This is a genomic window from Romboutsia sp. MSSM.1001216sp_RTP31141st1_G3_RTP31141_220114, from assembly GCF_039031195.1.
GTDB lineage: Bacteria > Bacillota > Clostridia > Peptostreptococcales > Peptostreptococcaceae > Romboutsia_C > Romboutsia_C hominis.
In genome coordinates, this window is record NZ_JBCIUO010000005.1 from 125403 (window position 1) to 140312 (window position 14910).

Consider the following 14910-nt stretch of genomic DNA (forward strand, 5'->3'; position numbering starts at 1 on the left):
CAAAAAGGGTATTAATAAAATTTTATTAATACCCTTTTTCTTTATTAAGCTAACTCTATATTAGTTCTTTCTTCTATTTCTTTTAATATAGTTTCTAAGAATTCATTTAAGTCTAAGCTTCCTATTTCTCCATTATCTCTTGATCTAACAGATACTTTCTTATCAGCTTCTTCTTTTTCTCCTACTATTAACATGTAAGGTACTTTTTGAAGCTGAGCTTCTCTTATCTTGAATCCTGTTTTTTCTGCTCTATCATCTATTTCAACTCTTATACCTTTGTCAAATAAAGCTTTTTTAACTTCCTTAGCATAATCATTGTATTTATCTGATATAGGTAATATCTTAACTTGAGTTGGAGCTAACCAAACTGGGAATTTACCAGCATAGTGCTCTATTAATATACCTATAAATCTTTCTATACTTCCGAATGCAACTCTGTGTATCATTACTGGTCTATGCTTTTCACCATCTTGACCTATATAAGTTATATCAAATCTTTGAGGTAATTGCATATCTAATTGTATTGTTCCACATTGCCAAGTTCTTCCTAAACAATCTCTTAAGTGGAAGTCTATCTTAGGTCCGTAGAATGCTCCATCTCCTGGATTTAACTTATATGGTAAATTTAACTCTTCTAAAGCTTCTCTTAATCCATTTTCAGCTACTTCCCACTCTTCATCAGTTCCTATAGAAGATTCTGGTCTAGTAGATAACTCCATATGATATTCGAATCCAAATACCTTATAAACACTATCTATTAATGAAACTACACCTTTTATTTCATCTTTTATTTGTTCTGGTAACATGAATATATGTGCATCATCTTGAGTAAATGCTCTAACTCTCATAAGTCCATGTAATGCTCCAGATAATTCATGTCTATGAACTCTACCTAATTCAGCAACTCTCATAGGGAAATCTCTGTATGAATGTGGCTTGAAGTTGTAGAATAACATTCCTCCCGGACAGTTCATTGGTTTTATAGCGAAATCTTGCTCATCTATACCCACAGTATACATATTTTCTTTGTAGTGGAACCAGTGACCTGAAGTTTCCCATAATTGTCTGTTTAATATTATTGGAGTTTCTATTTCTACATAGTTATCTTTTCTATGAACTTCTCTCCAGAAGTTTAATAATGCATTTTTAAGTTCCATACCTTTTGGTAGGAATAATGGGAATCCTGGACCTTCTTCTGGTATGAAGAATAATTCTAATTCTTTACCTAATTTTCTATGGTCTCTCTTTTTAGCTTCTTCTAACATGTGTAGGTATTCTTCTAAATCTTTATTCTTTTCGAAAGATATTCCGTATACTCTTTGAAGCATTTTGTTCTTTTCATCTCCACGCCAGTAAGCTCCTGTTACATTTAATAACTTAACTGATTTTACCTTCTTAGTTGATGGTAAATGTGGCCCTCTACATAAATCAGTAAAGTCCCCTTGCTTATAGAAAGATATTACTTCCCCTTCTGGTAACTCTGATATAAGCTCTACTTTATAATCTTCACCATTTTCTTTAGCCCAAGCTAAAGCTTCTTCTCTTGGTAATTCAAATCTTTCTATAGCTAAATCTTCTTTAGCTATCTTCTTCATTTCTTTCTCTATTTTTTCTAAATCTTCGGCTGATAATCTGTGCTCTAAGTCTATATCATAGTAGAATCCATTTTCTATACTTGGTCCTATTGCAAGCTTAGCTTCTGGATATAATCTCTTTATAGCTTGAGCTAACATATGAGCTGATGTATGTCTAAATACATCTTTTCCTTCTACATCATCAAATTTAAATAAGTTTAATTCACAATCTTCATTTATTTTATAGTCTAAACCTACTACTTCTCCATTTACAGATGCTGCTACTATAGCTCTAGCTAAGCCTTCACTTATAGATTTTGCTACATCCATGATAGAGATACCTTGTTCAAATTCTTTTACTGAACCATCTTTTAAAGTTACTTTAACCATTTTTGTTACCTCCTCTATTATTTTTTTAATTTATTTCCTATTTATTTAGATATACTGATATCTAAATATAATTACCTAAATCATTTTTATTATTTCATGAAATTAAAAAAACTCGACCCAAATATATATATTTGGGACGAGTATAAATTCGCGGTTCCACCCAAGTTGATGTATATAATACACCCTCTTAAGACGACTATAAGGTAGTCAACCGAATACTTTCACATATGCTACTAAATTCTGCTCCAAGGTAGTTTTCAAATAGACATATTTAGACGAGCTTTCAGCCGGTGACTCATCTTCTCTGGAAATTGTTTCTATTTTACTTGTCCTTTTCATCGCAATTTCTATTAAGTTAGTATCATTATATCAGATAGTAATAGTTCTATCAACCATAATATTATAGAATTACTATTATTATTCCTTGCACTATTCCTATTGCAAAACCTAATACAAATCCTAAGATCTCTATATGCTTTAATTCATTTTTAGCAACTTTAAGAATTATTTCTTCTAATTCATATAAGTCAAGTTCATTAATCTTATCTTCTATCATTTGCTGGATATTTATTCTTTTACTAGCCTTATTTATCATTTCACTACTTAAATCATCTATACTATTTTTTATTTCTTCTTCTATCATATCTGATACATAAGATTGTATAAGATTTTTTATTGAACTTGGTGCAAATGACATTTTTTCATTTAATATACTTTTTATTTTAATTTGTATATACTCTGCTATTTTATCCTTATCTTCATCTGTAATAACTTGATTAAGTATTTCATCAATAGATAGAAATTCATCTTGTATAATCTCACCTATATTAGTTGCTATTTCACTTCTTCTTTTTGGTATTATACCGATTATTTCTGTATTAATTATAGGTATTTTTATTGGATTAATAGGCCTAAATATTAACTTTATTGCTATTATATTAGTAATATATCCTATTACGCCCCCTATAATCGCAAGTATTAAAACTTTTAATAAATTATCCATTTTGCAATCTCCTTACTAATATTAATTCTGTCCATATCTTACATAATTATAAGCTTTTTTATTTAATAAATAAAGCTATTTAATTATTGTATAATATTAACATAACTTACATTAGTTAAGAAGAATTATCTATATTCTTTAATTTTGATATACTATACTAACCTTATCTCCAAATATAGATTTTATGGTATTTATCATTTCTTTAGATATATTATTTTTTAATGTATCTAGTATTTCTATTTTCTTAGGGCATAAACTTAGTAAAGTGCTTATTAAAAAATCTTCTGAATTTAAGTTTTCTTCTATAACCATATTTACAATATCTTCATTATTCATTTCATTTATTCTATTGCCATTTTTATCATATATAAGAAAAGTATCTTCGTCTTTTATATGCACTTTCACTAAGTCAATTTTATCATCTTGAATTTCTATAAAATATTTAAGAACCTTTATAAATTCATCTTGGTCCTTTTTAATTATGTATTCTTCTACTGCCCTATCTGTTACAGCTAATATGTATTTTTTAAAATTTTTCATCCTAAAATTAACAAATCCATCTAAATTTATGTAGTCATTTGTCCTTATATAATCTAGCAGCTTTTGCCGTATGGATTCTTCTATAAATGGTTCCTTATTTTTTAATATTTCTAAAGAATATATATATATTTCATCTTTTTCATCTGGATAAATATTACTATATTCCTTATCTATATGGTCTTTTAATATTTTATCTCTTATAATTTTCATTACTATACTAGATATCCCATTTATAGTAGATTTGTTATTCTCATTAATATCAAGTTCAATTTCTACAATTTCATTATCCTCTGATATATTCTTGCTTTTAGAAAAAATATTTTTAGCATAAAGTTTTTCTTCTGATAATAAACTCACTTTTATTGTCTTCATACCTAACTTGTGATCCTTTCTTGATTTAAGAGGAACCTAGATAATTATTTCAAGATAGTTGTTTATATCAATATATCTTATAGATTTTATTATATGTGTTTTTATATTTTTAATTCATATTATATTAATTTTAAAAAAAAATGATAGCTTTAAGCTATCATTTTTTTGATTATCTTTCACCTTTTTTATAAGGGTTACCAAGTGCAGCTGGTGCTTTAGAACTCTTAACGAAGATAACTAAAACTATTAATGTTACAACATATGGTATCATAGATAATAAGTTTTCATTTATGCTAAATGGTAATGACGGATTACCAAAGAATACTGATAATGCTGTAGAGAATCCAAATAATAGACAAGCTACCATTGCCCATTGAGGTCTCCACTTACCAAATATAACTGCTGCTAATGCTATATATCCTTGACCTGATATTAATGTAGGTCTGAATGAAGAAACAACAGCTAAACTCATTGATGCTCCCCCTAAACCTGCTAATATACCAGATATTATAACTGCTGCATATCTTGTTTTAGCAACACTTATACCTAATGTATCTGCTGCACCTGGATGTTCTCCAACTGCTCTAACTCTTAAACCAAATTTAGTTTTATATAGTACATAATAAACTACTGCAACTAATATAAATGCTAAAAATACTGTTGCATATGAATTAAATATTGTATCTAATATACTTCCTGTTTCAAATAAACCATGTAAAGGTCTTGGTATTTTATTTTCCATTGGTATTGTTGGTGTCATTGTTGCACCATCAAACATTATCTTAGATGTAAATAATGCTACCCCAGGAGCTAATAAGTTTATTGCAACCCCTGATATTGTGTGGTCTGCATTACAAGTTATTGTTGCAAATGCATGTATTAAAGCAAATAGTCCACCTGCTAATCCACCAATTAAAAATGCTATCCAAGGATTTCCTATAAGAACACCTGCTGCTGCTGCTGAGAATGCTCCTATTGTCATCATTCCTTCTAGTCCTATATTAACTATACCTGAATTCTCTGAAAATACTCCACCTAATGCTGCAAATATAAGGGGCGTAGAGTACATTAAAGTGGTACTAATGATTAAAGCTAAATCTTCCATTATGCAATTCCCCCTTTATTTTTTTTATCTCTCATTTTTATATATAAGTTTCTTAATACACTACTTAATGCTATAAAGAATACTATAGATCCTATAACTATATTTACTACTTCTGAAGGAGCCCCTATAGCTTGCATCTTAGTTGATCCATACTTAAGCCCTCCGAATAATAATCCTGAGAATATAACTCCAATTGGATTACTATTTGCAATTAAAGCAACTGCTATACCATCAAATCCATAACCTTCTTGAGCTGCTAATATTGTTATGTTATTTGATACACCCATAACTTGTATAGCTCCAGCTATACCAGCAAGTAAACCTGCTATTGCCATTGATTTTAATATTGCTGAGTTAACATTTATACCTGCATATTCAGCACCAAATTTGTTGTATCCAACTCCTCTTAATTCAAAACCTAAAGTAGTTTTAAATAATATGAATGCTATTATTAAAACAAGTATTATTGATATAACTATACCCCAGTTAACTTTAGTAGCTGGTCCTACTAATCCATTTAACCAACTTATACCTATGCTAGCCGAGTCATGTATACTAATTGATGCTTCACTGTTTGGTCTAGCTAACCAAGTATTTTTTATCATATAGTTACTTAAGTAAAATGCTATCCAGTTAAGCATTATAGTTGATATAACTTCATTTATTCCAAACTTAGATTTTAACCAACCAGCAAATCCCCCCCAAACAGCTCCAGCCAATGCTGCTGCTAAAAGAGTAAGTGGTACGTGTATTATTGCTGGTAATTGTACCCCAGCTCCTACGATAGTTGCTACTAAAGAACCTACTATAAATTGCCCTTCAGCTCCTATGTTGAATAGTCCTGTTCTAAATGCAAATGCAATAGATAGACCTGTTAATATAAGTGGCGTTGATCTTATTATAGCCCAAGCTATAAACTTTGGTTTTCCAAATACACCATCTATCATAGCTGAATAAGCTTCTATTGGATTAAACCCTGCTATTATTAATGCTATTGCTCCTACTAATAGTCCTAGAACTATCGAGATAATAGAAAATAAAATAGTATTATCAGCTAAAGATAGTTTTTTCTTATTTACCTTACTACTCATTATCTTCACCTCCAGCCATCATTAATCCTAATGTATTTTCATCTGCATCTTTTGCATCGACGATTCCAACTATTTTTCCTTCATATATTACAGCTATTCTGTCTGATACATTCATAACTTCATCTAGTTCTAATGATACTAATAGTACTGCATTTCCTTCATCTCTTTGTTTAACTAATGCTTGATGAACGAACTCTATAGCTCCAACATCTAATCCTCTTGTTGGTTGAGTTGCTATTAATAATTGTGCCTCTTTAGTAGTGGCTCTTGCTACCTCTATATTGTCAACCTCTCTACCTATTATAACCTTTTGTTGGTTACCTCCAGATAAAGCTCTTGATTTAACAGTATGATCTGTAGGTCTTACGTCAAATCTTTCTATTATTTCATCTGCATATTTTTCTATTGCAGCTTTATTTAATATTCCATTTTTAGAGAATCTCTTATCTTTATAGTTTTGTAAAACTGTATTTTCTGCTACTGTGAAGTCTAGTATTAATCCTCTCTTATGTCTATCTTCTGGTATATTTTTAATACCATTGTTAAACATTTCTTTTGGATTTTTATTTAATAATTCTTTTCCATTTATTTTTATACTTCCAGATTCAGCTTTTCTAAGGCCTGTTAAAGCCTCAACTAATTCTGATTGCCCATTTCCATCTATACCAGCTATCCCTAATATTTCACCAGCTTTTACTTCTAACGATAATTCATCTACTACTGATATTTTTCTATTGTCTTTAACAGTTAAGTTATTTATCTCTAAAACAACATTACTTGGCTTAGCTTCCTTTTTATCTACTTTAAAGTTAACTTCTCTACCAACCATCATAGCTGCTAAATCATCTTCTGTAACATCTGATACTTTTACTGTATCTATATATTTACCTCTTCTAATTATTGTACAGTGGTCTGCAGCTGCTTTTATCTCTTTTAATTTATGAGTTATTATTATTACTGACTTACCTTCTTTTGTTAAGTTTCTTATTATTTGTATAAGTTCTTGTATTTCTTGTGGCGTTAAAACTGCTGTTGGTTCATCTAGTATTAATATTTCTGCACCTCTATATAATGCTTTTAGTATTTCTACTCTTTGTTGCATACCAACTGATATATCTTCTATCTTTGCATTTGGATCAACATATAGGCCATATTTTTCAGATATAGCTTTTACATCATCAATAGCCTTGTTTATATCTACAGCTCCAAGTCCTTTTGTAGGCTCAGTACCTAATATTATGTTCTGAGCTACTGTAAATGGTTGTACTAACATGAAATGTTGATGAACCATCCCTATACCATTTGCGATAGCAACATTTGGATTATCCATTTCAACTAATTTACCATTTATGTATATTTCTCCTGATGTTGGTTGGTATAATCCATATAATATGTTCATTAAAGTAGATTTACCCGCTCCATTTTCACCTAAAAGAGCATGTACTTCCCCTTTATGTACAGTCAAATTTATATTATCATTTGCGACAAAGTTTCCGAATTTTTTTGTTACATTTTTCATTTCTACAACTTTTTGACTGTAGTTAACATTACTATTATTCATCGCTCTTTCTTACCCTCCTTAATTTAAATTTCTAGTATTTTTATTATACTAAAATATCGTATATATAACAAACTATTTTAACCATTTTTGATAAAAAAGTCATTTTTTATCGCTTTTTGTTGTACATTATATATAAATTAAAACTTATTTATACATCATATTTATCTAATTGTATGGAAAATACGATTTATTACATAGTTTTATTCTTTCCAATTTATATATAATTTATTTTTAAATATTAAAGGCTATCCTATTCTTACAGGATAGCCTTTGATGTTATTTATTTAATTCTTTATATTCTTTTTCATTTTGTGGAACTTTTATTTCACCAGATTTTATTTTTTCTGCTTCTTTTTGAACATATTCTAAAACATCTGGTGGAACATTCTTATCACTAGTTGGAGCTATTCCAACTCCATCCATGTCTAGTGTGTTTACTATAACTTGTCCACCTTTATAAGTTCCATCCATCATAGACTTAACTAAGTTAAATACTGCAACATCTATATTCTTCATAGCTGAAGTTATTACATTGTTTGGAGCTAACTTGTTTTGGTCTTGGTCAACACCTATAGCTTTTTTATTATTTTCTTTAGCTGCTTCTATAGCTCCTATACCTGCAGCACCTGCAGCAGAGAATATGATATCTACATTATCTTTGTGCATTTGATTAGCTATAGACTTTCCTAATGCTGAATCAGTAAAGCTGTTTGCATATTGAACCACTACCTTCGCATCTGGATTAGCAGCTTTAACACCTGCTCTATATCCGTAATCAAATCTATCTATAACTTCTCCTTCTACACCACCTATGAAACCAACTTTATTAGTTTCAGTCATTTTACCAGCTATTAATCCTGTTAAATAAGCTGATACGTTATCTTCAAATAATAAAGATGTAACGTTTTTTGGTTGCTTTTCATAAGCAGCATCTATAAGAGCAAATTGATTTTCTGGATAATTTTTAGCTGCTTCTTCTATAGCATCTGCTAATTTAAATCCTACTCCTATTATTAAATCCATATCTTGATCTACAAATGTTTCTATATTTGGAACATAGTCAGCATCTTGTTTAGATTCTAAGTACTTAACTTCTATTTTGTCCCCGTACTCTTTCTTAGCTTTCTCAAGACCTGCCCATGCAGATTGGTTGAATGATTCATCATTTACTCCACCAACATCAGTAACCATACCTACTCTAATTACTTTTTCATTCCCCTCAGCAGCCTCTGAAGAGTCTGCATTCTCGCTAGATGAGCATCCAACTAACATACTAGCGCTCATAACTACAGTTAACCCTAAAGTTAATAACTTTTTAAGTTTCATGTATTTCCTCCCAATTTTAAATATAGTGTACTATTTATTTATATTGTACACTATTTTAAAAACTTTTTCTACATAAAAATTTATTTTTATGGCAAATTATATTATTTTTCTTAAAAATTTGTGTTTAAGACTTATTTTAAACATAATAATTCATTTATTAATTAAATATATATGTAAAATATAATTTATATATCACTTTACAGAAAATATTATTATTTAATTTCAAACTATTAGTTTTAAGCCATTTTATTTTATTAAGTCATTATAAGTAGAAAAATAAAAAAAGAGTCTTAAGCTTAAGACTCTTTTTTATGTTACACTATTTATTTTTAATGCATACTATTCCAGTTAATCCTGGACCTGCATGAGAACCAACACAAGATCCTATTTGGAAATATAGTATATCTTTTGGATTAAATTCAGCTTTAACAGCTTCAGTTAATCTTTCTCTTTCTTTAAAATCATCACTGTATCCAATACATATTGTTTGTTCTTGTAGATTTTCTCCACAATTATCTTTTACTAATTCTATCATCTTAGATATGACATTCTTTTTGCCTCTAACTTGGCAAACTGGAGCAACTAAACCATTTTTTATATCTAATATCGGCTTAATATTTAATATACTTCCTATAGCCGCTTTAGTTGAAGATATTCTTCCACCTTTTTGTAGATATTCTAACGTATCTACTGAGAATAAAACATAAGTCTTATCTCTTAACTCTTCTATGGCTTTCATTATCTCATCTATATCATATCCTTCTGATGCCATTCTTGCAGCTTCAACTACTAATATTCCTATAACATAAGAAAATGCTTGAGAATCATATGTATATATTTCTCCATCTGTATCATTTTTAGCCATAACAGCACTTTGATAAGTTCCTGTTGCAACTGATGAACCTGCTATATATAGTACTCTTTTTCCTTGATTAACGTATTTTTCAAATACTTCTTTAAATTGAGCATATGTAGCTTGAGATGTTTTTGGATATACATTCTCTTCCCTAAGAGTTTTATAAAATTCATCATTTGATATATCTACACCATCTTTATATTCTTTTTCATTTAAGATTACAGTTAATGGTACTACTTCTATATCATATTTTTCTATTAATTCATTAGGTATATCTGATAAACTATCACATATTATTTTTATATCTTTCATGTACTTCCCCCTTATTACTTTATAGTAAGGTTAGTTTATTATCTCATTTTTGGATAATCTAATTGTCTTAATGCTTCATAAACAACTATAGCAACTGAGTTAGATAAATTTAACGACCTTGCTTTCTCAATGTCTAACATTGGTATTCTTATACATGTTTCTAAGTTAGCTTCTATTAATTCTTTTGGTAATCCTTTTGTTTCTTTTCCAAAAACTATAAATGAATTATCTACATAATCAACATCTGAGTGAGCTTGATTGACTTTAGTAGTTGCGAAGAAAAACTTACCTTCAGGGTTTTTTTCTACAACTTCTTCAAAGCTATCATAATACTTTATATTGGCTATATCCCAATAGTCAAGTCCGCTTCTTTTTAAATACTTATCTTCTAGAGAAAATCCTAAAGGTTTAACTAAGTGTAAGTTTGTGCCTGTTGCTGCACATGTTCTTATTATGTTTCCAGTATTTTGAGGTATCTCTGGCTCTACTAAAACTATATTTAATGACATATTTTCCCTCCTTACTTATTTAAATAACAACTATACTTACCTATATTAAAGTACGTTCAATTTTATTATGCCTTATCACTTAAAACTCTAATATTCTAAATTATATTATAACAGAAATTACGTTTATAACAATAATGCAGTCTTCTAATTTAATTCTTCATAAAAACATAAAAACCTCTTGTATTTAAAACAAGAGGTCCTATTTATTTTCTTTATAGTACTTACAATACTTTTGTATAGGACATATTTCACACTCTGGCTTTCTTGCCTTGCATATTCTTCTTCCATGAAAAATTAATAAATGATGAGAATGAGACCATCTTTTCTTAGGTATAACTTTCATTAATGGAAATTCTGTTTTTTCTGGAGTTGTCGTATTTACCATACCTATTCTATTAGCAACTCTAAATACATGAGTATCTATAGCTAAAGCATCTTGTCCAAAAGCATTACTAAGTACAACATTAGCTGTTTTTCTTCCCACTCCAGGCAACTTAATTAATTCATCTAGGCTATCTGGAACTTGTCCATTATAAAGTTCACAAATTTTAATTGATGTTTCTTTTATTTTTTGAGCTTTGCTTTTGTATAATCCACAACTTTTTATTTCTTCACTAATTTCTTCTATGCTTAATTTAGCAAAAGCTTCTGGAGTATTATATTTTTTAAACATCTCTTCTGTTACCTTATTTACTCTAACATCTGTACATTGAGCTGATAGTATTGTAGCAATCAAAAGTTCAAATGGCGTAGTATAATTTAATTCACATTTAGCATCAGGATAAGTTTCTTCTAATATATCTAATATCTTATTTATATTTTTCATCTTAGACTCCCTCATTATCTTGTATATTATTTATTATTTATATTATTTTTATATATATGTGTAAAATTTTAATTATTAATCTCTATATAAAATTTAAATCTATATGTTAATTTTATATACTGTAGTATTTTGATATTCTATAAAAGGAAGTAAAATTTTAAATAATTTTACTTCCTTTTATATCTTACCCATGAAATTTATAATAAAACTAGTCTTTTAACTTCTTATTTATATTGCTAAATTCTTTAAGCCTTTCTATTGTTTTTTTCTTAACATCTTCAAAACTCATATCCGTTAAAATCTCTATAGCTTCTTTTACATTTTCTACTTCATATATTTTAAATTTATTGTCTCTTATAGCATCACTAACTTCATCACATAAAACTAAATTTCTTCTATTATTCTTAGGTATTATAACTCCTTGTTCTCCACTTAATCCTTTTTTCTTACAAGTATAATAAAATCCCTCTACTTTTTCAGTTATTCCTCCTACAACTTGTATTTCCCCTTTTTGGTTCATAGAACCAGTAACTGCAATATTTTGCTTTAAAGGAATTTTACTTATAGAAGATATAAGTGCATATAATTCTGCTCCTGTAGCACTGTCACCATCTATTCCACCATAGTTTTGTTCAAAGCATATATATGCATTTAGAGATAATAAAAAGTCCGTTGCAAAGTTTTCAGATAGATATCCACCTAATATTAATACGCCTTTATTATGAATTGGACCACTCATGTTTACTTCTCTCTCTATATTTACTATGCCTTTATTTCCAGGGCTAGTAGTTACTGTTATTCTAGATGGTCTACCAAATGAATATTCACCCATATTTAGTACAGAGAGCCCATTTATAACTCCTACTCTACACCCCTCTGTTTCTATTAAAGTAAATCCATTTTCTAAGGATTCATCCATTTTACTTTCTATCCTGCTAAGTCTTTTCCTTCTTTCATTTATTGCTTTTTTTACATCATCTTTATCTACAAACTCTGCATTTCTAATTGTGGCATAAGCATCACCTTCAATTATAATCTCTAGTATTTTGTTAAACTGAGTAGATATTTTAAAACTATCACCTGATAGTCTTATAGAAAACTTTATAACTTCTTCTACTGCTTCATAGGTAAAATGTTTTAATTTATTTTTTTCACATTGTAATGCTATAAATCTAGCTATTCCATCTCTATTAATTTCACTTTCATCCATTTCATTATCAAAATCCACTAATATCTTAAAATACTTACTAAAATCTTTATCATAATGATATAAAAGATTATACATATAATTATCACCTATAAGAATTACCTTTACATCTATAGGTATGCTTTCTGGAGTTATAGATGTTTGCGTATCTATACTTATTTTTCTAGTTTGAATCGTTTTCTTTAGAATATCCCAAGATAACCCATATCTAAGCAGTTGATCTGTGTATAATACTAGATATCCTCCATTAGCTTTATGTATGGCCCCTGGTATAAGTTTTGTAAAATCAGTTTTTATACTTCCATTATTATAATCATATTCTGCTTTTCCAAATAAATTAGATACACTAGGATTTATTTCTGTGATTATTGGTGCTGATTCGTTTTCTTTATCTCCACCATTGTCTACAAATAAATTTACTTTATATTTTATAAAATGTTCTTTATCATATTTATCTTTTAATTCTTCTTCACTCATATAAAATAAATAAACATACTCTAATATATCTTTCCTCATATTATCTAGATATAAATTTACCTTTTCATACTCTTTATACTTTTCTTTAAGGTTATCTATATGTGGATCAATAATATACTTTGCAGTTTCCTCTTCTAGGTCAAGCAATGCATCTTTTGCTGCATCTTCTAAATCCCTTATTTTATATGCAACTTGTATTGCCATATTTTCTAACTCTCTTTTTAATTTATAGAATTCATCATCATCTACTTCTTCTCCATTTTCCTCTATTGGCATAAATACCATTCCAACTTTACTAGTTTTTAGCTTAAATCCTTTTTCTTCTCCATATTTCTTTATCTGCTTAAGCAAAGCATCTTTTTCTATTTCATACTCTTCTACAAGTTGATTTTTGCTTAATTCAAAATCTTCACTTTCAAAAGCTTCTATCAATTCATCTAATAAAGTCTCAATTAATTTCTCTATATCTTTTTTAAATATTTTCCCAGATCCCTTTCTTAATCCTATAGCTATTGGCTCTCTTGGATGCTCAAAATTATACACATAACACCAATCCTTATGTGTATCTTTTTCTAATGAATATTTTTTAAGAGCTTTCATTGCATAAGTAGTTTTTCCTGTTCCTGGTTCTCCAGCTAAATATATATTATACGCAGGGTTGTTTATTTTAAGACCTATCTCCATAGCTTCAATAGCTCTTTCTTGCCCCAATATACTTTCTAGAGGTTCTATTTCTGATGTGTTTTTATACACTAACATATGTATACCTCCTCAACTCTTTTATACATTTTATGTTGTATAGCTTGTAAAAGTTTCGTAGATATATCTATAAAAAAAGTCTTAATCTAAAAGACTAAGACTTTTCTAATATTATTTCTATATTTCTTTTTATTATTTTTTTGCCTCTCCAACTAAAAGCTCTATTTCCATATCTCCTTTTAAACTCTTTGTTTGATATTTCATCAATTTCTTCAAAATCTAAATTTAATATTAAATCTTTCATAAATTCTTCTATATGAGTTTCTTTTATATTTTTATTGTGAGGACATACTTCTTGGCATATATCACATCCAAAAATTTTCCCACTATTTTTAATTGCTTTAACTTCTTCTAAAGATAATTCTTCTTTCTTCTGAGTTATATATGATAAACACTTTCTAGGGTTCATATCATAATTTCCTAAAAGAGCATTTCCCGGACAATATTTTACACATTTTCCACATTTCATACATTCTTTATCCAATGGCTTATCTAAAGAAAATTCATAATTATTTATAATATAACCAATAAATACATAAGAACCATATTTATCTGTTATTATATTATTATTTATTCCAAAATACCCTATTCCAGACAAATAAGCTAATTCTCTATCTACTAATGGACCATTATCTACAAATATTTTATATTCAAATCCTTCGATATTCTCATCTAAATAATCGCATACTTTCTGTAATAATTCTTTCGCTACTATATGATAATCTAAACCTCTACAGTATCTAGATAAATTTGACTCTTTTTCATTATCTATATGGTATGGAAAGGCACATACTATTATAGATTTAGCATCTTTCATTATATTTTTAGGATTAATTCTGTTTTCTAAAATAGGTTCTTCCATTCCAGTAATATGTTCTTTTTCTATTCTTTCTTTTAATTTTTTTTCTAATTCATAGTTTACATTAACTCCTGTTATGCCTACTGTATCTAAGCCCAATGATTTAAAGTACTCTTTTAATTTTTCTTTATTCATAAAATTCC

The 14910-nt window shown here is 28.4% G+C and carries 12 protein-coding genes and 1 other annotated feature; all 12 genes read right to left on the reverse strand.

All coding sequences use genetic code 11. The features are described 5' to 3' along the window. Positions 1–44: 44 nt before the first annotated feature. The 12 genes from thrS to queG all read right to left on the reverse strand — a co-directional run bounded on the left by thrS (position 45) and on the right by queG (position 14902). Entirely contained in the window at positions 45–1964 is a 1920-nt protein-coding gene (thrS, locus tag ABCP60_RS09750; RefSeq protein WP_092923477.1) for a threonine--tRNA ligase, read from the reverse strand. 129 nt (positions 1965–2093) lie between these two features. Continuing rightward, positions 2094–2312, reverse strand: a binding site (T-box leader). Between the two features lie 52 nt (positions 2313–2364). Continuing rightward, positions 2365–2967, reverse strand: coding sequence for a DUF445 family protein (locus ABCP60_RS09755; RefSeq protein WP_092923474.1), 603 nt, complete (start codon positions 2965–2967; stop codon positions 2365–2367). Between the two features lie 138 nt (positions 2968–3105). Next, positions 3106–3879 carry a putative sporulation protein YtxC gene (locus ABCP60_RS09760; protein WP_092923471.1) on the reverse strand — a complete coding sequence of 258 codons (774 nt, stop codon included), beginning with the start codon at positions 3877–3879 and terminating at the stop codon, positions 3106–3108. A 169-nt stretch (positions 3880–4048) separates the two neighbouring features. Further along, on the reverse strand, positions 4049–4984 hold the full coding sequence (locus ABCP60_RS09765) for an ABC transporter permease (protein ID WP_092923468.1): 936 nt from the start codon (positions 4982–4984) through the stop codon (positions 4049–4051). Further along, a complete protein-coding gene (locus tag ABCP60_RS09770) occupies positions 4984–6075 on the reverse strand; it encodes an ABC transporter permease (RefSeq protein WP_092923465.1) in 1092 nt (363 codons plus the stop codon). Before ABCP60_RS09770 ends, ABCP60_RS09765 begins: the two co-directional genes overlap by 1 nt. Further along, complete coding sequence (locus ABCP60_RS09775; RefSeq protein WP_092923462.1) at positions 6068–7636, reverse strand: ABC transporter ATP-binding protein; 1569 nt, start codon at positions 7634–7636, stop codon at positions 6068–6070. The genes ABCP60_RS09770 and ABCP60_RS09775 overlap by 8 nt, the downstream gene beginning before the upstream one ends. A gap of 276 nt (positions 7637–7912) precedes the next feature. Continuing rightward, positions 7913–8962 carry a BMP family ABC transporter substrate-binding protein gene (locus ABCP60_RS09780; protein WP_092923459.1) on the reverse strand — a complete coding sequence of 350 codons (1050 nt, stop codon included), beginning with the start codon at positions 8960–8962 and terminating at the stop codon, positions 7913–7915. A gap of 319 nt (positions 8963–9281) precedes the next feature. Next, positions 9282–10130 carry a DegV family protein gene (locus ABCP60_RS09785; RefSeq protein ID WP_343101676.1) on the reverse strand — a complete coding sequence of 283 codons (849 nt, stop codon included), beginning with the start codon at positions 10128–10130 and terminating at the stop codon, positions 9282–9284. A 38-nt stretch (positions 10131–10168) separates the two neighbouring features. Beyond that, positions 10169–10639: a tRNA (uridine(34)/cytosine(34)/5-carboxymethylaminomethyluridine(34)-2'-O)-methyltransferase TrmL gene (gene trmL, locus ABCP60_RS09790; protein WP_092923453.1), complete on the reverse strand. Its 471-nt coding sequence runs from the start codon at positions 10637–10639 to the stop codon at positions 10169–10171. A 199-nt stretch (positions 10640–10838) separates the two neighbouring features. Then, positions 10839–11465 carry an endonuclease III gene (gene nth, locus ABCP60_RS09795; protein WP_092923450.1) on the reverse strand — a complete coding sequence of 209 codons (627 nt, stop codon included), beginning with the start codon at positions 11463–11465 and terminating at the stop codon, positions 10839–10841. A gap of 208 nt (positions 11466–11673) precedes the next feature. Continuing rightward, a complete protein-coding gene (locus ABCP60_RS09800) occupies positions 11674–13908 on the reverse strand; it encodes an ATP-binding protein (RefSeq protein WP_166506027.1) in 2235 nt (744 codons plus the stop codon). 94 nt (positions 13909–14002) lie between these two features. Further along, positions 14003–14902: a tRNA epoxyqueuosine(34) reductase QueG gene (queG, locus tag ABCP60_RS09805; protein ID WP_166506028.1), complete on the reverse strand. Its 900-nt coding sequence runs from the start codon at positions 14900–14902 to the stop codon at positions 14003–14005. Between the last annotated feature and the right edge of the window lie 8 nt (positions 14903–14910).